The following is a 21,637-nucleotide window of genomic DNA, read 5'->3' as shown; positions in this document are numbered from 1 at the left end:
GTTCAGTGAAATAGAGGCAATGGTTCACAGTGAGGTGAAGTCGATCGCCTGGTACAAATCGGCGCCAATGCCGGCAAAACTCAATAACGCCGGCAACTGCTGGGCAAACCCTTGGAAACTGTGGTCGCCGCCGGCCTGGATACGCAACGCGCAGGCACGGTAATACTGCTGGGCGTGGCGATAATCCAGCGTTTCGTCACCGGTTTGCAACCATACCTGAAACCGCTGCGGATCCCGGGGCGCCGGCACCTCCAGCTCGGCCAGGGCCGTCACGTGGTCGTGGGTCAATTCCCAGGTCTCGTCGGTGTACAAATTCTTCTGCGTGCCCAGATAACCGTCGAACATCCGATGCGGGCTGACCGCCGGATTGACCAACAGGGCCTTGAGGCCGTGGCGCTCGGCCAAGTGAGTCGCATAGTAGCCGCCGAGCGAGCTGCCGACCAGCAGCGGCCGCCCCAGTTCTGTGATCGCCTGCTCCAACTGAGCAATCGCCTCGCGCGGATGGTGATGCAAGGCCGGCACCCGCAACTGGTCCCCCAGCCCGAGGCGCGTCATCACTTCGGTCAGTTGACAGGCCTTGGTCGACGCCGGGGCACTGTTGAAGCCATGGATATAAAGGATCGAACCCGACATGGGCAACTCCCTGGGTGCTGGGCAAAGGCCGGAGTTTACAGGGAGTTTGTGGAAGTTTGGGCGGTTTCGAATACCCCTCCGTCTTCGTGGCGAAGGAGCTTTGTCAGCCGTTAAAACTCCATTGCCTCGGCTCAACGATTGTTTCTGGGGGGTTGGGGGTAATCTTGGGCATGAGGGTAACTCTCGTCTACAGGTGGAGCTGCCACGTTCGTTTCCAAGCGAGGGGGTGGCAGCCGTACGCAGGTTGGAAAACCGAGGTAAACGAGCCCGGCAGACCCGAAGGTCTCCCGCGCACAGCTGCCATAACAGAAGCATGGTCAAAAAACGACCGAAGCATACGTTATGGAGAGCGCTTTCGCGCAGTTTACTGGGACTGTCAGAAATTTTGTGTTCGGGCATAACATGCTGAAGAGGTGCATGTATGCCAACCAAAAAGAAGACGGCCTTGGAGGCCAAAGCCGAGCTCCCTTCGATCCCGAAGGAGCTGATTGATCAGTTCGTCAAAGGCCCAATGACTGCCGAGGCGATTCAGGATGCGTCGATGGCCTTCAAGAAGGCGCTTATCGAGCGAGCCCTGGGCGCAGAGCTGGGCCACCATCTTGGCTATCCTCAGGGCGCGGAGCGTCCCGAGGAGTCGAGTAACCAGCGCAACGGTAAAAGCGGCAAGACCGTTCTGACAGACGACGGTCCGCTTCGTCTGGAGATTCCCCGTGATCGCGATGGCAGCTTTGCGCCGATCCTGATTCCCAAGCATGAGCGGCGCTTTACCGGGTTCGATGACAAGATCATCGCCATGTACGCTCGGGGCATGACGGTTCGCGAGATTCGCGCGTTTCTCTTGGAACAGTACGGGACAGATGTCTCGCACGACTTCATCAGTTCGGTCACCGACGCGGTGATGGAGGAGATCGGCGCCTGGCAGCAACGACCGCTTGAGCAGATGTATCCGGTCATCTTCTTCGACGCGTTGCGGGTCAAAATCAGGGAAGAAGGACTGGTCCGCAATAAGGCCATCTACTTGGCCTTGGGCGTATTACCGGACGGAACCCGCGATATCTTGGGCATCTGGATCGAGACAACGGAAGGCGCCAAGTTCTGGATGAAGGTCTTCAATGACCTCAAGACACGCGGAGTCGAAGATGTGCTGATTGCCGTGACCGATGGTCTCAAAGGCATGCCAGAAGCCCTGAGCGCGGTGTTTCCTGAGACGACTTTGCAAACCTGCATCGTACATCTGATCCGCAACAGCCTCGACTATGCAGCCTGGGACAAACGTCGGGAACTGGCCAAAGCGCTTAAGCCGATCTATCAAGCGATCAACGCCGAGGCCGCCGAAGCGGCTTTGGACTCGTTCGAAAATGGCCCCTGGGGCAAACAGTACCCAACCATCGTAGCTGCCTGGCGACGCGCCTGGGATCGAGTCATCCCGTTTTTTGTCTTTCCGCCCGCCATCCGGAAAGTGATTTACACGACCAATGCAATCGAGAGCATCAACGCTCAACTGCGCAAGATCATTAAAACGAGGGGGCACTTCCCAACCGATGAAGCTGCCACCAAGTTAATCTGGCTGGGCTTGCGCAATATAACCGCAAACTGGGGCAGTGCAGCCCATGACTGGAAAAGCGCCATGAATCAGTTCGCGATCCTGTACGGGGATCGGTTCATCAGGCCGACGTGGTAAATGAAGGTCTGCCTAACGGCAGGCCGTTACCGGCCCGCACACAAAAAATCTGACACTCCCAGTTTACTTATCGGGTTTCCAAGCCCGGTCGCTGAATTTGCAGCGACAGGAAAAAACTAGCGACAGCCCTTCCCACCCAGCAACCGCCAGCACTCGTCGGAAAAATCCGCTTGCGTCAGAAAGGTCTTCCGACCGCTCCCACAACCCTGGCAGGCTGCCGCCCGCCATCGCGAGCAGGCTCGCTCCCACAATGAAACCGGCGTACCCCCGCGAGAATCAGGCCGGCTGCCAGGCCGCCTCGCGCGGACCTTGATCTTGATCTTGATCTTGATCTTGATCTTGATCTTGATCTTGATCTTGATCTTGATCTTGATCTGAGACGCCCCGTTAACCACGATGGCCGAACGCAGGCATTGCGCAGTGGGCATCCCGGCATGGATGCCGGGATAGCCGCGCTGGGCCAGGGACGGCCCTTCGCGGCGGGCCTACGGAGCAATGCCGGAGTGAGGGCATGCCGAGCCTTGGCGAGGCACGGAGTGGTGGGGCAATATACGGATCACCCACATGGGTTACAAAAAAGTGCACTCACATAGGTAACACCCGGAGTGTCACGTAGCCATCAATGGCATCTCTTACGTCAATCCGTCCAAGGATGATTGGGCCGAAGATAACATCCCAGATCCCGTCCTCTATTTGCTCCAGTCCAATGGTCTGGTGCTTGAGCACATAGCCGACGTAGATCCTTAGACCACGACGATTGACGATGCCCGAGCAGTCCGCTTGGAGGCTATCGATATGGCTCGGGTAGGTCATATCAGGAAGCTTCTCAGGGTATTGGCGGGACGAAGGCTCATAGCAGGACGCGGGTGTCTTCTGCTTTAGAGCCTCGTGGAAACGCTCATAGTTGTAATGTTGCCTGAAACGATCAAAGTGCCGTTGTTGGGCCTCCCACGCTACCGCTGGTGGTGACGGAAGAGTACTTTTCAACGTTCGATGCATACGTTCATGCCGGCCATTTTGCTCCGGCCTGCCGGGTGCGATCCGCTCAGGAATGATCCCTAGACGCAACCACCAGATGGATAATTGGGAAAGGCCCGCACGCCCTTTGCTCGCAAACGGAACACCATTGTCGGTACGAATGCGCTCCGGCAGACCATGCTCACGAAACACCTGAGTAAACACCGCCTGGGTTTCCTGGAAGTTGGTGTTAGCCATGCTGTGGCAAGCGAGCAAGAAACGACTGGCATGGTCCATGATCGTCAATGGATAGCACCAGACACCCGCACCTGTCAGGAACTGGCCTTTGTAATCGGCGCTGAATAGCTGGTTGGGAGCCTCTGCTTTCTGCAGTGGTTTGGGATAAACCGCCACCCGTTGACGCAATCGGCGTGGTTTGACCAGCTCAGCTTTCTTTAGAATGTTGTAGATCGACGTCTTTGATGGCGGCGTCTGGTCAGGGAAACGCTCGAGCAAAGCCGCCTGAATTTTCTTGGGGCCAGGCTCTGTCTCACCCCGACCGCGTAATTCAATGATCGCCTCACGGACAGCCAGGGGCACTACCCATTCCTGGGTAAGCCGACGACGACTATGTTCTTCCAGTCCCGCCGGCCCTTCCTTCTCATACCGCTCGACCCATTTATAGCCAGTCTTGCGACTGATCTCGTAAGCCTGGCAAAGCGCACTGAAGCTTGGCGGGCCTTTGATGTAGTCCGCGATGAATAGCAGTTTCAGGTCCATAGGTTTCAGCTCTCGCCATGGCATGGTCAGATCCTCGAAAACCGACCCTGCCAGTTAAAAACTGTTACCTATGTGAGTGAACTGATTTGTAACCTATGTGGGTGAGTCATACCGCAAAGCCTTTTTGGTTACTTTTTTGGCGTCTGAAAAAAGTGACCCGCCGTAAGGGCGGAACCCTAAGCAGCCGTTACCGCAGAAATGGATATGTACCCGGTCAACAAACCCCTGGCCGGCTGCAAGGCCGCCTTCGCGAGCAAGCTCGCTCCCACAGTTTGGGGTCAGTCCAGTTTGATCGAACTCAGTAGCCGTTGGATCCGTAGTCAGGCTTAAACGCAAACCCAACCACCCGCTCAACTCCTGTCTCCAACCGCCCATCCGGCAACAACCGCAACCACCGATACCCTGGCGCCTGCGAGCCCACCGCAAAATCCTCACTCCCAGGCTCAAACTGAATACAGGTCGAAGGCGAAGCCAACAAACGAACCCCCTCGCGCACCCGGTCTATTTCCTGATGCACATGCCCCCACAACACCGCCCGCACCTGCGGAAACCGATCCAACACCGCAAACAGCGCCTCCGGATTGCGCAACCCGATCGGCTCCATCCACGCACAACCAATCGACACCGGATGATGATGCAGACACACCAGATGATGCCGCTCCGGCGCCTCGCTCAAGGCATTGGCCAACAGAATCAACTGCTCCTCGGCCAAAAAACCCGGCACCGAACCTGGCACGGCTGAATCCAGCAGAGTGACTCGCCAGTTGCCGATGTCCACCACCGGATCGAGCAACGTGCTCTGGACCGCCGCCTCAAGCATCACCTGCGGCTCATCATGATTGCCCGGAATCCACCGCGCCGGCGCATCGATACGCGCAGTCAGTTGCCGAAATGCCTCGTAGGATTGCAGCGTACCGTCCTGGGACAAGTCGCCAGTGGCGAGCATCAGGTCAACGTTCGGTTGCTGCTGGAGTACCAGGTCAACCACCGCCCGCAAGCTGTCACGGGTGTTCATACCCAGCAACGAAGCATCGGCCTCGGCGAACAAATGGCTGTCAGACAGTTGGACCAGCAGCGCCGCGTCGGCAGTGGTCAAGCTGGATACGCTCGGCAAATCGCTTTCTCCCAGGCGCAATCACGCCGTTGCATGAGCGGCAATTATGCTGGGGGATGATCGAAAGGGGAAACCCGCGAACCGGAACCGGTTCACAACTACCGTACGACTTCGAACTCGTGGCCCAGCGCCAGGCAATGACTCAGCCACTCGCCCAGGAACAGGTTCAACTGGGCCTTTTCGTCCGGCTGGTGCATTGACGCATTGGGGTAAGGATAGATGCCGCGAAAGCGTCGTGCATGTTCGGCGCTGACCACTTCGGCCATGCGTGCATCGTGATAGACCTGCACTTCCAGCTGCGGCACCGGCAGCCAGGGCAGGCTGTGCTCCTGGCGCACCTGCAATGTGGTGGTGTAGGGACAGGTCTGCAGCACTTCCAGGGCCAGTACGCCGAGCATCTGGTCGCCGTGGGTCACGGCGATGCGGCGCGGTGCCGGCTCGTTGCGCATGTCCGGCAACAAGCGCATCAGGCGAGCGTAGTTGGCCTCGCAGGCAGCCTGCAACCCCACCAGGTCGACGCGATAACGATCGCGCAGCTTGTTCAGGACCATAGCCCCCTCACTTCATCTCGATTCAAGGCCAGCCATTGCAAGGCAATGATGCTGGCCGCGTTGCAGATACGTCCGTCGCGCACCGCTTGCAGGGCGTCTTCGAAAGCCCAGGTCTTCACGCGGATATCTTCAGCCTCTTCCAGCAGGCCATGCAGGCCGCCGGCCCCCGTACTGTCGCAACGCCCCAGGTAAAGATGCACGAACTCATTGCTGCCGCCCGGCGACGGGAAATACTTGGTCATCGGCCAGAGCGCAGCGAAGACCAGCCCAGCTTCCTCCTGCGCTTCGCGATGAGCAACTTCTTCCGGTTGCTCGTCCTTGTCGATCAGACCAGCCACCAGTTCAACCAACCAGGGATTGGCGGCCTTGCCAATGGCACCCACGCGAAACTGCTCTATCAATACCACTTCGTCGCGCTGCGGATCGTAGGGCAGCACACACACCGCATCATGACGTACAAACAGTTCACGACTGATCTCACGGCTCATGCCACCGGCAAACAGCTCGTGGCGCAAGACGAGGCGGTCGAGCTTATAGAAACCCTTGAAGCAGGTTTCACGCTTGACGATGTCCACGTTGCTCGGTGTGGCGTTGGCGAAATCGGTCATGACAATCCTCGTGTGCAGTGGAACGATGCGAGGTTCCAACCTCGGCTTCGCGCCATCCTAACGCGCCCGTACCGTTTGATGCAGCCCCTTTCCACTGATCGGGATGGACGGCAGAAGGTGAAAGAACTCTAATGAGCTTAGTGGCGAACTGATTGCCCTGCCGACAGTCGAAGCGGGTAACTTTTTGCCTTTCCCTGTTTCACGAAGGACGCCCATGTCGCTTTTCAAGATTGCTTCGCTGGCCGCCATTGCCCTGATCCTGGGCGCTTGCCAGAGCCTGTTCCAACCCAATTACCGCGCCCCGCTGGAGACCACTCGCGATGCGTCGGAGCAATTGCAGCCTGGCTGCGCCAGCGCCGACTGCCCGCTGGTCAACATCGACACCCTGCATTTCCCTACCGAGCCCGCGCTGGATGGCATCATCGAGAAACGTCTGCTGCAAATGACCCGCACCACCCCGGACGCCCCGGTGGCGCCGACGCTGGCCGCCTATCGCGAACAGTTTCTGCGCAGCGCCGCACCGCGCAACAGCAGCTATCTGCAGGCCAAGGTACGTGAGCAACATGACGGCCTGGTGATCATCGAACTGTCCAGCTACCTGGACACCGGCGGCGCTCACGGCACCCCTGGTCGCGGTTTCATCAATTATTCGCGCCAGCAGCAAAAAGTGCTGACGCTGTCGGACATGCTGCTGCCGGGCCAGGAAGAAGCCTTCTGGAAAGCCGCCCAAGTGGCCCACAACAGCTGGCTGATCAGCACCAAGCTGGATCAGGAACCGGAATTCCTGAAGCAGTGGTCTTTCCAGAAAACCCCGCACATCGCGCTGACCTACGGTGGGGTGATCCTCAAATACGAAGTGAGCACCATCGCGCCGTACGCCCTGGGCCACATCGAACTGAAAATCGCCTACCCACGTCTCAACGGCATCCTCAAGCCCGAGCTGTTTCCCGGCCGTAGCTGAAAGCCCGGCCCAGCAACAATTGCAGCACCCCTGCCAGGATCAGCGACGGCAGGGTAGCGCCGATGTCCGGATAGAAGTTGGCCAGCAGGTGGTAGGTACTCACCCCGCCCAGCCAGGCCAACAACGCCGGCCAGCGCAACGCGACCGAGCGCACCTGGCTGCTGCGCTTGCGCAGGATGAAGTGATCCACCAGTACCACGCCAAACAGCGGCGCGAACACCGAGCCGATCAGCAACAGGAAGTTCTGGTACTGAGCCAGCGGCGCGAAGCAGGCGATCACGGTGCAGATGACACCAATCGCCAAGGCCAGGTGCTCGACCTTCAGCCCCGACAACATGCTCGTCGACACCGCCGCCGAGTGGATGTCGGCGAAAGCGTTCTCCGACTCGTCCAGCAGGATCAGCAGCAACGGAATGCCCAACCCGGCACCGGCCAGGGCCAGCAGCAACGCATTGACTTCACCGCTCGGCGCGAACGCCAGGGTGTAGGCCACGCCCAGGCTCATCAGCCAGACGTTACCGATGAAGAACCCCACGGCCGTGCCGCCGAAGACGTTTCTGGCGCGTTTGCCGAAACGCGAGTAGTCGGCGATCAGCGGCAACCAGGACAGCGGCATGGCGATGGCGATGTCAAAACCCACCGCCAGCGACATCGAACCGTCGCCGGCCTGGGCCCACAGCGCCGGCAGATCGGCCTTGGCGAACAGGTTCCAGGTCAACCAGATGCACGCCGCCAGCAGCAACCAGATGCCCCATTTGCGCAGGATTTTGCGTACGAAGGTCAGCGGCCCGCTCACCGCGAGCAGGGTCGCCAACGCGCCGAAGAACAGCGTCCACAGCAATGGATTCGAGCCCAGGCTGCCTTCGCTGAACGCCCGCGCGCCGAGCAGGCTGGCGGCGTCGCGCATGACGATGATTTCGAACGAGCCCCAGCCGATCAACTGCAACAGGTTCAACAGCGCCGGCACGCTCGCGCCCTTGCCACCGAGGCTGAGCTTGAGCGCGGCCATGGCCGACAGGCCGGTGTCGCTGCCAATCACCCCGACCGCCGCCAATAGCAGGACGCCCACCAGCGTGCCGAGGAAAATCGCCAGCAACGAACCGCTCAAGCCCAGGCCCGGCGCAAGCAAGGCGCCGACCTGCAAGACCATCAGGCCGATGCCCAAGGAGAACCACAGGGAAAACAGATCGCGGGCGCCGAAGAAGCGTTTATCCAGGGGCACCGCGGTGTCTGGGGAATAGGTGCTGGGTTGGATGTTCAAGGGTTGTTTTCTCAGAGAGATAATTGTTGTTCTGGTGATGGCTTTCGCGAGCAGGCTCGCTCCCACAGTGGAAGTCGGTGGTTCACAAATCTTGTGTTCACCGCAGATCCATTGTGGGAGCGAGCCTGCTCGCGAAGGCGGCGGCAAGATCACCACCGCCCTCAGCGCAGATCACACTTTCTTGTAAAGCTGACTACCTTCCTTCTTGAACCGCTCCGCCTGCTCCGCCAGGCCTTGGGCGACCTCGACATCCACCGCTTCAATGCGCTGGTTGGCCGCGTACTCGCGCACTTCCTGGGTGATTTTCATCGAGCAGAATTTCGGCCCGCACATCGAACAGAAATGCGCGACCTTGGCCGAATCCTTCGGCAGCGTTTCGTCGTGGTACGAGCGGGCGGTGTCCGGGTCGAGGCCGAGGTTGAACTGGTCTTCCCAGCGGAACTCGAACCGCGCCTTGCTCAAGGCGTTGTCACGGATCTGCGCGCCCGGATGCCCTTTGGCCAGATCGGCAGCATGCGCGGCGATTTTGTAAGTGATGATTCCCGTCTTGACGTCATCCTTGTTCGGCAAGCCGAGGTGTTCCTTCGGCGTGACGTAGCAGAGCATCGCGCACCCGAACCAGCCGATCATCGCCGCGCCGATGCCGGAGGTGATGTGATCGTAGCCCGGCGCAATGTCGGTGGTCAGCGGGCCGAGGGTGTAGAACGGCGCCTCGTCACAGCATTCCAGCTGCTTGTCCATGTTCTCCTTGATCAGCTGCATCGGCACGTGGCCGGGGCCTTCGATCATGCATTGCACGTCGTGCTTCCAGGCGATCTTGGTCAGCTCGCCGAGGGTTTCCAGCTCGCCGAACTGCGCTTCGTCGTTGGCGTCGGCAATCGAGCCCGGACGCAGGCCGTCGCCCAGCGAGAAGCTGACGTCGTAGGCCTTCATGATTTCGCAGATGTCTTCGAAGTGGGTGTAGAGGAAGTTCTCCTTGTGGTGCGCCAGGCACCACTTGGCCATGATCGAACCGCCACGGCTGACGATACCGGTGACGCGCTTGGCGGTCATCGGCACATAACGCAGCAACACGCCGGCATGGATGGTGAAGTAGTCGACACCCTGCTCGGCCTGTTCGATCAGCGTGTCGCGAAACAACTCCCAGGTCAGGTCTTCGGCCGCGCCGCCGACTTTTTCCAGGGCCTGGTAGATCGGCACGGTGCCGATCGGCACCGGCGAGTTGCGGATGATCCATTCGCGGGTTTCGTGGATGTGCTTGCCGGTGGACAGGTCCATGACCGTGTCCGAACCCCAGCGGATGCCCCATGTCAGCTTCGCCACTTCTTCTTCGATGGACGAACCCAGCGCGCTGTTGCCGATGTTGCCGTTGATCTTCACCAGGAAGTTACGGCCGATGATCATCGGTTCCAGTTCGGTGTGGTTGATGTTGGCCGGGATGATCGCGCGGCCACGGGCGATTTCGTCACGGACGAATTCCGGGGTGATGACTTTCGGCACGCTGGCGCCGAAGCTGTGACCAGCATGTTGCTGGTCCAGCAGGCCGGCGGCGCGGGCCACTTCCAGCTTCATGTTTTCGCGGATGGCGACGTATTCCATCTCGGCGGTGATGATGCCTTGGCGCGCGTAGTGCATCTGGCTGACGTTGGCGCCCGGCTTGGCGCGACGCGGGTTGTTTACGTGAGCGAAGCGCAGCTTGGTCAGCTCGGGATCGGCCAGGCGTTCCTGGCCGAAATTGGAACTCAGGCCGGCGAGACGCTCGGTGTCGCCACGGGCTTCGATCCACGGCGAGCGCACATCGGCCAGGCCCTTGCGCACATCAATGGTCACGTTCGGGTCGGTGTAGGGCCCCGAGGTGTCATACACCACCACTGGCGCGTTGATTTCGCCGCCGAAGTCGGTGGGGGTCACGTCGAGGCTGATTTCGCGCATCGGCACGCGGATATCCGGGCGACTGCCCTGGACGTAGATTTTTTGCGAGCGGGTAAACGGTTGGACCGATTGCTGATCGACCTGGGCCGATTCACTGAGGTTGGTCGCGTTTTTTGATTTTGTCGTCATCACGGGCTCTCCAGACACACATCCAGGCAGTGGATTTTTGTCGGAGCGAACCTGTGGCGAATGGACGCGTCCCTGCACGAAAGTGCGAACGCTGTGCTTGCTGCTCGAGCCTGTTCGAAGATCGAAAGTCGATTGTCGAACAACATCCCGGACGAAGCACAAGAGGACTCGCCGGGTGACGAGAAATCTTGTTCCCTACGCAGGCGCTAACCTGATCAGGTTCAACGGGATCCGAAATTATTCGATCTCAGCCTCATAGCAAGGCACCCCGACAAGAACCCGGCCAGTCTAGACACAACCGGCGCAGAACGCCATCGCCAGGGCAAAAGCCGTGATGAATGGCGCATATACAGGATTGTTGCCGTGCGTAGGCGCAACTACACTCGCTACGCCGCGCGCCTGTTATGCGCATTCAATCTTGAACGTAGGGATCGCCTCATGCTGCGCAAACTCTCACTGGCCCTTGCCGTGTCTTGTGCGACCAATGGAATGGCCTGGGCCGCCGAAGCCCCGTTATCCACCAGAACCGACCTGGTCAGCGTGTACCAGGAAGCGGTGGACAACAACGCCGACCTGGCCGCCGCCCGCGCCCAATACGGCGCCCAGAAAGAAGTGGTGCCCCAGGCCCGCGCCGGGCTGTTGCCCAATCTTTCGGCCGGAGCCGACCTGAACAACACCCGCACCGAACTCGACCAGCCGGCGATGACCGCCACCCGCAGCTCGACGGTGTACCAGGCCACCCTGTCCCAGCCGATTTTCCGCGCCGACCGCTGGTTCCAGTTGCAGGCCGCCAAATCGGTCAACGAACAAGCGTCGCTGCAGTTGTCGGCCACCGAGCAGAACCTGATCCTGCAAAGCGCCGAAGCTTATTTCAATGTGCTGCGCAGCCAGGACAACCTGGCCTCGACCAAGGCCGAGGAAGCCGCGTTCAGGCGCCAGCTCGACCAGTCCAACGAACGCTTCGACGTCGGTCTGTCGGACAAGACCGACGTGCTGCAATCCCAGGCCAGCTACGATACCGCCCGGGCCAACCGGATCATCGCGCAGCGCCAGGTCGAAGATGCCTTCGAAGCGCTGATCACCCTGACCAACCGCCAATACAATGCGATCCAGGGCGTCGTCCACACCCTGCCGATCCTGCCGCCGGCGCCCAACGACGCCAAGGCCTGGGTCGACACTGCCGCCAAGCAGAACCTCAACCTGCTGGCCAGCAATTACGCCGTCGACGCCGCCGAAGACACCTTGCGCCAGCGCAAGGCCGGCCACGCGCCAACCCTCGATGCAATCGCCCAGTACCGCAAAGGTGACAACGACGGCCTCGGCTTTACCAACCCGAGCCCCACCGGCCAGCGCTACGGTGGCGACGCGGAGCAACGCACCATCGGCCTGCAATTGAGTATTCCGATCTACAGCGGCGGGCTGACCAGCTCCCAGGTGCGCGAGTCCTACTCGCAACTCACCCAGACCGAGCAGCAGCGCGAAGGCCTGCGCCGCCAGGTGGTGGAGAACACCCGCAACCTGCACCGCGCGGTGAACACCGATGTGGAACAGGTCCAGGCCCGGCGCCAGTCGATCATTTCCAACCAGAGCGCGGTGGACGCCACGGAAATCGGCTATCAGGTGGGCACCCGCAACATCGTCGATGTGCTCGACGCCCAGCGCCAGCTGTACACTTCGGTGCGCGATTACAACAACGCCCGGTACGACTACATCCTCGACAATCTGCGCCTCAAACAGGCCGCCGGGACGTTGAGCCCGGAAGACCTGCAGGCCCTGTCCCGCTACCTCAAGCCCGATTACAACCCGGACAAGGACTTCCTGCCGCCGGACCTGGCACAGGCCGCCGCGCAGCAACTGCGCGCTCGGCCGGCGCAGTAGCACACCCGCAAGCAATCCCCCCGTGGCGAGGGAGCTTGCTCCCGCTGGCCTGCCAAGCAGGCCCAAGGCCAGTCACCGCGTTCCGCCAGCCAGAACGGTAGTGCCGATTTTACGACTGCTTCGCAGCCGAGCGGGAGCAAGCTCCCTCGCCACAAAGGCTCAATCGAGCAACCGCCCCAACCCGTCCAGCAATCGCTGCAACGCGCCCTGGTTGCTGCGCATCACCTTCAACCCCGCCTCGGCCATGCGCTGGGCATCGCGGGGCAGTTCGAACAGGCGCTGTACCGCCAGGGCCAGGCTTTCGGCATCTTCGACTTCCTGCAACGCCCCGGCCGCCCGTAGTTGCGCGGCGATTTCGAGGAAGTTGAACAGGTGTGGGCCACTGAGGACCGGTTTTGCCAGCGCCGCCGGTTCGAGCAGGTTGTGCCCGCCGTTGGGCACCAGGCTGCCGCCGACAAAAGCGCTGTCGGCCAGCGCGTAGAGAAACAGCAGCTCGCCCATGGTGTCGCCCAGCAGCACCGATGCCTGGGCAGTGACCGGTTGCGCACTGGAACGCCGGACCGTGGCGAAACCTTCACGCTCACACAACTGCGCCACCGAATCGAAGCGTTCCGGATGCCGCGGCACCAGGATCAACAACGCATCGGGATAACTGGCGAGCAGCCGTTGGTGGGCTGCCAATACCACTTCATCCTCGCCGTCATGGGTGCTGGCGGCGATCCACACCGGGCGGTCCACGGCTTGCCATTGGCGGCGCAAGGCGCTGGCGCTTTCGAGCAGTTGCGGATCGACGGTCAAGTCGAACTTGATCGAGCCCGTCACCTCGACGGTTTCGGCTCGGGCACCGAGTTGGCGAAACCGCTCGGCCTCGGCTTCGGTTTGCACGGCAAACAGGCTCATCTCGCCGAGCATCGGCCGGGTCAGTTTGGGAAAACGGGCATAGCCGCGCGCCGAACGCTCCGACAGCCGGGCATTGGCCAACGCCACCGGGATGCCGCGCCTGGCGCACTGATGGATGTGGTTGGGCCACAGCTCGGTTTCCATGATCACCGCCAGTTTCGGCCGGACCTGATCGAGAAAACGCCTGGCCGCGCAAGGCAGGTCATAAGGCAGATAGCAGTGCTGGACGCGCGGCTCCTCGGCGAACAACGCCTTGATCCGCTCCGAACCGGTGGGCGTCATGCACGTCACCGTGATCGGCAGCTGTGGATAACGTTGCAGCAAGGCGCGGATCATCGGCGCGGCGGCAATGCTTTCGCCCACCGACACCGCGTGGACCCAGATGCCGCCCGGAACCAGTGCCGGCAAGCCCCACGCAAACCGCTCGCCGATGCGGCGGGCATACGCCGGGGCCTTGCGCGCCCGCAACCACAGCCGAATCGCCACCAGCGGCAGCCCCAGATAAAACAATGCGCTATAGAGAGTTCTGTTCATGGCGGCGGAGTTTATCGGTTTTTCAGCCGATCGCCTGCAACTGCACGGCAAAACGTTCCGCCAGCCAGCGCGCGGCCGGGCCCAGCGGTTCATCGCGACGCCAGACCAGCTCCACCACCAGGGCCGGCGGGGTCCATTCGCTGCTCAGCTCGACCATCTCTCCCAGATAGGCCGGGTATTGCACAACGTGGCGAGGGAGCCAGGCCCAGCCCAGGCCACTTCTGAGCCATTCGGCGAGCACATAGAAGCTGTCGGCGCGCCAGACCTGCGGGCTGGCCTGCTCGCTGCCGGGGTAGACGCTGGTCTGGGTCGCCATCAGCAACTGCCGGTGCCGGGCCATTTCCCGGCACGACACATAACCATGGTGCGCCAGTGGATGGCCCCGGCCACACACCGTGACCATCTCGACGCTGCCCAGCACGCGCCGCTCCAGCGCCTCTGGGATCTGGTCGTGATAGAACAGCAAGCCGAGATCGGCGCGACGCTCCACCAGTTTGCGCGCCACGTCGCCCTGGGCGGCGCTGGCAAGCTGCACTTCGAGCGTTGGAAACTGCTCGGCCAGCGCCACCAGGCTGTCGATTACCGGTTGATAGGGCATGGCTTCATCCTGGGCCAGGCGCAGCGAAGCCTCCTGCCCGCGCATCAAGGCCAGGGCTCGACCGTTGAGCCGCTCGCATTGGCGCAACACTTCCCGCGCCTCTTCCAGCAGCGTCTCGCCCGCATCGGTGAGCCGGGGCTGGCGGCCGCTGCTGCGCTCGAACAGGTTCACGCCAAGGTCGGCTTCGAGCAGGGCAATCGCGCTGCTGATGGCCGATTGCGCCTTGCGCTGGTCCCTAGCCACGGCTGAAAACGAGCGTTTCTCGGCCACACCGACAAACAGCCGCAACTGCTCCAGATTCCATTGAACATTCATGGCGCAACCTATCTCCATTACAGATAGGTAATGACTTTACCGCATCTGCTCGTTCTCTAGAATGTCCCCATCGAAACACGCAACCGCCAATGAGGATCTGCCCATGAACGCCTACTACTACCTGGCCATCGCCATCTGCGCTGAAGTGATCGCCACCGTTTCGATGAAAGCGGTCAAAGGCTTGAGCACACCGCTGCCCCTGCTGCTGGTCGTCGCCGGTTACGGCATTGCGTTCTGGATGCTGACGCTGGTGGTGCGCACCGTACCGGTAGGCGTGGCCTACGCGGTCTGGGCCGGGATGGGCATCGTCATGGTCAGCGTGGCGGCGCTGTTCATCTACGGCCAGAAACTCGACGTACCGGCGATGCTGGGGATGGCGTTGATCGTGCTGGGGGTGGTGGTGATTCAGTTGTTTTCCAAAACCGCCGGGCACTGAAACACATTGTTTATGGACTGGAATGCATCGTGGCGAGGGAGCTTGCTCCCGCTGGATCGCGCAGCGGTCCCAAGCCTTCAGGGCCGCTACGCAGCCCAGCGGGAGCAAGCTCCCTCGCCACAAACGCCTTTCGCAACTTGTCACCTTGACCATCAGCAAATTCCACCCGCACCGAGTCTGTATACTGCGCCCTCGTCTTGAACACTGAGGTCGCTGCATGCCATCCGTTATTTCCACCGACATCCTGATTGTCGGCGCCGGAGTCGCCGGCCTCTGGCTGAACGCGCGCTTGCGCCGCCAGGGGTTTTCAACCGTGCTGGTGGAAAGCGCCAGCCTCGGTGGCGGGCAGAGTGTCAAATCCCAGGGCATCATCCATGGGGGCGCCAAATACGCGCTGCACGGAGCCCTGACCGGCGCCTCGGAAGCCATCGCCGACATGCCGCGCCGCTGGCGCGAAGCCCTGAAGGGCGACGGTGAGTTGGATCTGTCCGGCGTACGCATGTTGTCCGACGCTCATTATCTCTGGTCTCCCGGCACCCTGGCCGGCAACCTGACCAGTTTCTTCGCCAGCAAGGCCGTGCGCGGTCGCGTCGACCAGGTCAAGGGCGAGCAACTGCCGCCGGCCCTGCAGGACAAGCGCTTCAAGGGCAAGGTCTACCGCCTCGCCGAGCTGGTGGTGGACGTTCCCAGCCTGATTGCACGCCTGGCGGACCTGGCCGGCGACAGCCTGCTGGCCGGACAGCGCATCGAACCCTTGCACGAACAGGGCGAGCTGGTCGGACTGAAGGTCGACGACCGCGAGATCCGCGCCCAACGCATTGTTCTCAGCGCTGGCGGTGGCACTGCCGATTTGCTCAAGGCCCTGGGCCTGGATCAGCCGGCCATGCAGACCCGGCCGCTGCACATGGTGCTGGTCAAGGGGCCGAGCCTCAAGCCGTTGTATGCGCACTGCCTGGGCGGCGGACCGAAGCCACGCGTCACCGTGACCACCCACCCGGCTGCCGATGGCCAGTGGGTCTGGTACCTGGGTGGCGACCTCGCCGAGGGCGATGCCGTCGCCCGCGAACCCGCCGCGCAGATTGCCGTCGCCCAGAAAGAAATCAGCCAGTTGCTGCCGTGGATCGACCTCAGTACGGCGCAATGGGCCACGCTGCGGGTCGCGCGCGCCGAACCGCTGCAATCGGGCCTGACCCGTCCGGACAATGCCTTTGTCGCCGAGCAGGGACGCCTGCTGGTGGGTTGGCCGACCAAGCTGGCACTGGCCCCGGATTTTTCCGACCGGGTCATCACCGCGCTGCAACGCGACGGCATCCAGCCCAGCCACCCCGCGCCGCTGCCGGCCCTGCCGAAACCGCCCATGGGCGTCCCCGCCTGGGAGCAATTGTTGCCATGAGCCTACCGACCCTGCACGACCTGCATCGCCCGCTGGGCCATAACGGCCCGCTGGTTTCTCCCCTGGGCCTGGGCACGGTCAAGCTTGGCCGCGACCAGGGCGTCAAGTACCCCAACGGTTTTCGCATCCCGGATGACAGCGAAGCGCGCATGCTGCTCAAGCTGGCCCGCGAGCTGGGCATCAACCTGATCGACACCGCGCCGGCTTATGGGCACAGCGAAGAACGCCTCGGCCCACTGCTGCGCGGCCAGCGTCACGACTGGGTGATCGTCAGCAAGGTCGGTGAAGAATTCAGTGATGGCCAGTCGCGCCACGACTTCAGCGCCGCCCATACGCGGTTCTCGGTGGAGCGCAGCCTCAAACGCCTGGAAACCGAGTATATCGACCTGGTACTGGTGCACTCGGACGGCAACGATCTGGCGATCCTCAACGACAGCGAGGTCTACCCGACCCTGGCGGCCCTCAAGCGCGAGGGCAAGATCGGTGGCTTCGGTTTCTCCGGCAAGACCGTCGACGGTGGCTTGAAAGCTCTGGAGCAAGGTGATTGCGCGATGGTCACCTACAATCTGAACGAACGAAGCGAAAAGGCGGTCATTGACTACGCAAGCGAGCACGGCAAGGCGATCCTGGTAAAAAAAGCCCTGGCCAGCGGTCACGTCTGCCTGAGCCCCGGCGAAGACCCGGTTCGCACCAGCTTCGAACTGTTGTTTGAGCATCCCGGGGTTGCCAGTGCTATTGTCGGCACCATCAATCCGCTGCACCTCGCCCATAACGTCGCGACCGTAGCCAAGGTCCTGCGTAAAAACTGACGCCGCCTACGCGGTCTTAAGCAAGGAGCCGACATGCCGCGTACGCTCATCAGAAAAAACCCGAGCAACTTCAAGACCCTGCCCCTCGCTGTCGAAGCAACGCCCGAAGGCCTGACATACCAGAGCGTGGGCATGCCGCTGAATTTCGCCCAGACTTTGCAGCGGCGCCGCCCCGTGACAGTCGACGATGCCGAGCGTTTTTCCGTGGAACTGGCGAACCTGGGCGTCTCGGTGCGCCTGACGCTGCATTGGCAGAACCGCGATTATTGGGTGCTCGTGCGTCAACGCCGACAGGATCGCGGCGATGTAGTGCTCAAGCTGATTTCCGGCTACGTCCCGGCCCATGAATTGAACCTGCCGCTGCTCACCGCGATCAACGAAATAGCCGAAGAATGCCTGCTGGAAACCCCTGAAGGCTGGCTCGGCGGACGTTTCAACGACACGTGGTTGCCGGCGCCCTATTCAAGCGCCCTGCATTACCGCGAGGCCCTGCCGTTTCGACTGGCCCCGCTATCGGGCTCGGCTCGCCCGGTGCGCTGCGCCAACCTGCAACTGATCGAACGCCCAAGGGCCTACGTCCATTTGCCCACGGCATCGCTGCAGTTGATCTACGATTTGCGCCTGGATGTGCCCAAGGAAGCCAAGTCCCTGAGCCTTTTCCATGTCGATGAACGGCTGGAGGGCGACCAACTGGTCGCGCGCCTGGATCGCAAGCGGCCCGATCTCTACCTGATGCCGCTGCAGGACGGGCAACCCTTGCCCGAGCTGTATACGTTGAAGAAGGATCAGCTATACCCGGCCAGCACCCGAGGGTTGTATCTGGCGGAGAGCTTCGCCCGGCAGGACGGCTGGCTGGTGCGCGAGGAGCGGATTCGCTGGAAGGACTGGCTGCGCCAGCAAGGGCTGACGCCGCCAGGCAAAGAGTCCGGGCTGACCCGATTGAAGGGCAAGGCCCGGCAGCTGCTCAAGAAGATCGTGCCACGCAAGGTGGTGCGTTAGTCACAGCGATCTGGAAATGCTCTTGTGGCGAGGGAGCTTGCTCCCGCTGGGTTGCGCAGCGACCCCCCTTTTTTTTTCATGGGCGCTGCGCACCCAAGCGGGAGCAAGCTCCCTCGCCACAAAAGCTCCCCAGCCATGGAGCTAGCTCGACGGCAATGGCTCAGTTATTGCGGATCTTCTCCACAATTGCCGTCGTCGAGCTGTTCTCCACCAGCCCCAGCACCTTCACGGTGCCGCCATAAGCCGCGACGATATCGGCGCCGACGACCTGGTCGATGCCATAGTCGCCACCCTTGACCAGCACGTCCGGCTTGACCTGACGCAGCAGGTTTTCCGGCGTGCCTTCACTGAAGCTGATCACCCAGTCCACCGCGCCAAGGCCGGCCAGCACCGCCATGCGCCGGTCAACGCTGTTGATCGGCCGGCCCGGCCCTTTGAGACGGCTTACGGAGGCATCGTCGTTGACCGCGACGATCAGGCGATCGCCTTGGGCCCTGGCCTGTTCGAGGTACGTCACATGGCCGGCATGGAGGATGTCAAAGCAACCGTTGGTGAACACGATTGTTTCGTTGTGCGCGCGGGCGTCGTCGACGGCCAGCAGCAACTGCTCCAGCCCGAGCACGCCACGCTCGGAACCCTCTTCACGCTGGATGGCGCGACGCAGCTCCGGAGCGCTGATAGCCGCCGTACCCAGCTTGCCAACCACGATACCGGCCGCGAGGTTCGCCAGGGCCACCGCATGGGGCAGTTCCTCGCCAGCGGCGATGGCCGCCGCCAGTGTGGAAATCACCGTATCGCCGGCACCCGTCACGTCGAATACCTCACGGGCACGGGCCGGCAGGTGCAGCGCCGGATGATCGGGACGCAACAAGGTCATGCCATGTTCGCCCCGGGTGACCAGCAGCGCACCGAGCTCCAGGTCGTGCATCAGCTGTGCGCCTTTGCTCACCAGCTCGTGCTCGTCGGCGCAGCCACCGACGATGGTCTCGAATTCGCTTAGGTTCGGGGTGATCAGGCTCGCGCCACGGTAGATGGAAAAATCCTTGCCCTTGGGGTCGGCCAACACCGGAATACCCCGGGCCCGGGCCGCCTGGATCAGCGTCTGGTGATTTTTCAAGGCGCCCTTGCCGTAGTCCGACAACACCAGCACCTTGATACCTTCGAGCAGTTGATCGACCTCGGCGCCAAGGGCCAGGGGATCGGTGGCGAACGGTTCTTCGAAATCGATCCGCAACAGTTGCTGATGGCGGCTGATGACCCGCAACTTGACGATCGTCGGCTGGTGCGCAATGCGCTGGAATATCGCCCGCACGCCCGCGCCCTTGAGGCTGTTGGCCAGGCTGTCGGCGGCTTCGTCGTCGCCGGTCACGCCGACCAGGGACGCCGGTGCGCCGAGCGCGGCAATGTTCAGGGCGACGTTGGCGGCGCCACCTGGCCGATCCTCGATATGCTCGACCCTGACCACCGGCACCGGTGCCTCGGGGGAAATCCGTGATGTACCGCCATGCCAATAGCGGTCGAGCATGACATCGCCGACCACCAATACAGGGGCTTGATCGAATCGCGGCATGGACAACTTCATGGAGCATCCCACATACAAAATGAACAGGGGCGCGATATTAGCACAGGGTTGGGGAAGGCTCGTCCATGGCGGTTATCGGATGAGATGCACGGGCTGGCCGAGGCACCTCGACGGCTCAAGGTCGACGGGCCTGGTCGTCCTCCGGCGGCGTCCCATTCAGCCGCCGGACCCAGAAAAGCTCGTGGCGCCGAACCGCCTTGCGGAAAAATTCGTCTTCTCCGGTGCTGGGCCAGCGGCGCCCGGCCAGCAGTCGCTGGATGATACGGCGCAGCCGTCGCTTGAACGGAGGTCGGCCCTGCAAGTCATGCTGCATGCCCAGGGCCATGGCCTTGTCCATGCGGGTGGAGGCGTCCAGCGACGGGCTCCACAACCCATCGGCCGGCAACGGTTCGATGGCCGGCGGCAGCGCAATGCCATGGCCTGCCGGGCCCATCGGCCAGCGGTCGTTGTCGTGCAGGTGATTGGCATAGAGCAGCAATGTCTGTGGCCGCCAGGTGCTGAGTTCGATCGCCTCCATCAGCGCCCGGGTACTGGCGACATGATCGCTGTGCGGGTCCAGCTCGGGGTGCGGCGTCAGCACCACCTCGGGCCGGTGATGTTCGAGCAGCCGCGCAAGGTCGGCCACCAGGTTGCGCCACGTCGGCAGGCCATCCGCGTCACCCGGCAGGTTCAAGGCATTGAACCGCCGGGCTTCGCGGATATCGCTCTCGCCCGACTCTCGCGAGCCAAAGGCCTGGACCGGCGTCTTGGCCATGGCCTCCAATTGCAGGCAGTAGTAACCCAGCTGCACGCACTGCTGTTGCGCCACGCCCCCCCACAATGGCACGGCCAGGCTGTCCCAACTGCGCAGGCGACCCTTGAGACGAGCGGCCTCGGCGGGATCCAGGCCCATGTCGCGATAACGCTCGGCCTCGATCTCACCCTGGGTCAGCGTAACGATCGCAACCTCGCTGGCACGGCTGTACAGCCCGAACGCCGCGAGTTCGGCGTCATCGGCATGGGGCGCGACGATCAGCAGGCGCTGCCGGGCGAAATCCGGGTTGCTCAGTACATGCAACGTAGCCTGGGGAGCCAGGCTGCAAAAACGTCCGCGCAAGGCCAGGGTTCCGGTAGTCAGCGCGGTTCCTTGCCCGGACAGATTGAGGAAGCGCTCGCCACAGACGCCCCGTTCAAGATCCTGGCGATCCTCACCGATCCACACCTGTGGGTCGAGGAAGCGCCCCAGCCAACGACTTTTTACCCGTACCTGCAGGATCAGCGTCTGCCGGGCATCGAACTGACCCGTGACCTGCAGCCGTCCGCCGCTCAGCGTGACGGGAAATTGCGGGGTATCTTGCGGAAAGTCATAGCGATAATCATCGCTCGGAGCATAGAACAGATGGTCGGAGAACCACGCTTCATGAGCCACCCAGCCCAACAGGAGAAACACCGGCAACGACCACCACGAGACCGTGAAGCCGAGCACCAGCGCCGCCAGCAGCGCGCCGGCCAGAACCAGGCGCTTGCGTTGACGGTGGCGTTTGAGCAGTTGCTGCTTGCGTGCGCTCACGGTGCTGTTCCCTCGTTCATCAGCTGCGTGTCCTCGC

Annotated in this window: 18 protein-coding genes and 1 riboswitch; of the genes, 7 read left to right on the top strand and 11 right to left on the bottom strand. The window is 62.0% G+C overall.

What is annotated here, in order from left to right; translation table 11 throughout:
• Positions 1-24: 24 nt before the first annotated feature.
• On the bottom strand, positions 25-633 hold the full coding sequence (locus M1E16_RS02410; protein ID WP_305497232.1) for a YqiA/YcfP family alpha/beta fold hydrolase: 609 nt from the start codon (positions 631-633) through the stop codon (positions 25-27).
• 421 nt (positions 634-1,054) lie between these two features.
• Between M1E16_RS02410 and M1E16_RS02405 the strand changes: the two genes are divergently transcribed.
• The gene (locus M1E16_RS02405) at positions 1,055-2,314 is read left to right on the top strand and encodes an IS256 family transposase (protein WP_434577927.1); all 1,260 of its coding nucleotides are present in this window, start codon (positions 1,055-1,057) and stop codon (positions 2,312-2,314) included.
• Between the two features lie 585 nt (positions 2,315-2,899).
• Here the strand turns inward: M1E16_RS02405 and M1E16_RS02400 are convergent.
• The 4 genes from M1E16_RS02400 to M1E16_RS02385 form a co-directional block, all read right to left on the bottom strand.
• Entirely contained in the window at positions 2,900-4,075 is a 1,176-nt protein-coding gene (locus M1E16_RS02400) for an integrase core domain-containing protein (RefSeq protein ID WP_458129049.1), read from the bottom strand.
• Between the two features lie 274 nt (positions 4,076-4,349).
• Entirely contained in the window at positions 4,350-5,165 is an 816-nt protein-coding gene (gene cpdA / locus M1E16_RS02395) for a 3',5'-cyclic-AMP phosphodiesterase (protein WP_434696053.1), read from the bottom strand.
• A 98-nt stretch (positions 5,166-5,263) separates the two neighbouring features.
• Complete coding sequence (locus tag M1E16_RS02390; protein WP_434696054.1) at positions 5,264-5,716, bottom strand: DUF1249 domain-containing protein; 453 nt, start codon at positions 5,714-5,716, stop codon at positions 5,264-5,266.
• Entirely contained in the window at positions 5,707-6,324 is a 618-nt protein-coding gene (locus M1E16_RS02385; protein ID WP_434626392.1) for an NUDIX domain-containing protein, read from the bottom strand. Before M1E16_RS02385 ends, M1E16_RS02390 begins: the two co-directional genes overlap by 10 nt.
• Before the next feature lie 214 nt (positions 6,325-6,538).
• On the opposite strand from M1E16_RS02385, the gene M1E16_RS02380 reads away from it, so the two are divergent.
• Positions 6,539-7,285, top strand: coding sequence for a DUF3298 domain-containing protein (locus M1E16_RS02380; RefSeq protein WP_434602640.1), 747 nt, complete (start codon positions 6,539-6,541; stop codon positions 7,283-7,285).
• Here the strand turns inward: M1E16_RS02380 and cytX are convergent.
• Complete coding sequence (gene cytX, locus M1E16_RS02375) at positions 7,254-8,546, bottom strand: putative hydroxymethylpyrimidine transporter CytX (protein WP_458129106.1); 1,293 nt, start codon at positions 8,544-8,546, stop codon at positions 7,254-7,256. The two genes, M1E16_RS02380 and cytX, sit on opposite strands and share 32 nt — an antisense overlap.
• Positions 8,547-8,717: 171 nt before the next feature.
• On the bottom strand, positions 8,718-10,607 hold the full coding sequence (thiC, locus tag M1E16_RS02370; RefSeq protein ID WP_458129105.1) for a phosphomethylpyrimidine synthase ThiC: 1,890 nt from the start codon (positions 10,605-10,607) through the stop codon (positions 8,718-8,720).
• 175 nt (positions 10,608-10,782) lie between these two features.
• A riboswitch (TPP riboswitch) is annotated at positions 10,783-10,888 on the bottom strand.
• Positions 10,889-11,045: 157 nt separating this feature from the next.
• On the opposite strand from thiC, the gene M1E16_RS02365 reads away from it, so the two are divergent.
• A complete protein-coding gene (locus tag M1E16_RS02365; protein WP_458129104.1) occupies positions 11,046-12,485 on the top strand; it encodes a TolC family outer membrane protein in 1,440 nt (479 codons plus the stop codon).
• A 159-nt stretch (positions 12,486-12,644) separates the two neighbouring features.
• Here the strand turns inward: M1E16_RS02365 and waaA are convergent, their stop codons facing one another.
• On the bottom strand, positions 12,645-13,919 hold the full coding sequence (waaA, locus tag M1E16_RS02360; protein WP_458129103.1) for a lipid IV(A) 3-deoxy-D-manno-octulosonic acid transferase: 1,275 nt from the start codon (positions 13,917-13,919) through the stop codon (positions 12,645-12,647).
• A 22-nt stretch (positions 13,920-13,941) separates the two neighbouring features.
• Positions 13,942-14,832, bottom strand: a complete 891-nt coding sequence (locus M1E16_RS02355) for a LysR family transcriptional regulator (protein ID WP_434570036.1) — start codon at positions 14,830-14,832, stop codon at positions 13,942-13,944.
• 103 nt (positions 14,833-14,935) lie between these two features.
• Between M1E16_RS02355 and M1E16_RS02350 the strand changes: the two genes are divergently transcribed.
• The 4 genes from M1E16_RS02350 to M1E16_RS02335 all read left to right on the top strand — a co-directional run bounded on the left by M1E16_RS02350 (position 14,936) and on the right by M1E16_RS02335 (position 18,469).
• Positions 14,936-15,268, top strand: coding sequence for a DMT family transporter (locus tag M1E16_RS02350; RefSeq protein WP_305497247.1), 333 nt, complete (start codon positions 14,936-14,938; stop codon positions 15,266-15,268).
• A 217-nt stretch (positions 15,269-15,485) separates the two neighbouring features.
• The gene (locus M1E16_RS02345) at positions 15,486-16,661 is read left to right on the top strand and encodes an NAD(P)/FAD-dependent oxidoreductase (protein WP_305497248.1); all 1,176 of its coding nucleotides are present in this window, start codon (positions 15,486-15,488) and stop codon (positions 16,659-16,661) included.
• Entirely contained in the window at positions 16,658-17,470 is an 813-nt protein-coding gene (locus M1E16_RS02340; protein ID WP_434653857.1) for an aldo/keto reductase, read from the top strand. Before M1E16_RS02345 ends, M1E16_RS02340 begins: the two co-directional genes overlap by 4 nt.
• A 33-nt stretch (positions 17,471-17,503) precedes the next feature.
• Positions 17,504-18,469, top strand: coding sequence for a metal ABC transporter ATPase (locus tag M1E16_RS02335; protein ID WP_305497250.1), 966 nt, complete (start codon positions 17,504-17,506; stop codon positions 18,467-18,469).
• Positions 18,470-18,629: 160 nt separating this feature from the next.
• On the opposite strand, the gene hldE is transcribed toward M1E16_RS02335, so the two are convergent.
• Together hldE and M1E16_RS02325 are read right to left on the bottom strand one after the other, a co-directional pair.
• Complete coding sequence (gene hldE / locus M1E16_RS02330; protein ID WP_434570040.1) at positions 18,630-20,051, bottom strand: bifunctional D-glycero-beta-D-manno-heptose-7-phosphate kinase/D-glycero-beta-D-manno-heptose 1-phosphate adenylyltransferase HldE; 1,422 nt, start codon at positions 20,049-20,051, stop codon at positions 18,630-18,632.
• Between the two features lie 115 nt (positions 20,052-20,166).
• Positions 20,167-21,600 carry a PIG-L deacetylase family protein gene (locus tag M1E16_RS02325; protein ID WP_458129102.1) on the bottom strand — a complete coding sequence of 478 codons (1,434 nt, stop codon included), beginning with the start codon at positions 21,598-21,600 and terminating at the stop codon, positions 20,167-20,169.
• Between the last annotated feature and the right edge of the window lie 37 nt (positions 21,601-21,637).

It is taken from the genome of Pseudomonas sp. Z2-11 (assembly GCF_054161305.1).
The sequence above is the reverse complement of the archived record's forward strand: the minus strand, read 5'-3'. Positions and strand labels throughout refer to the sequence as shown.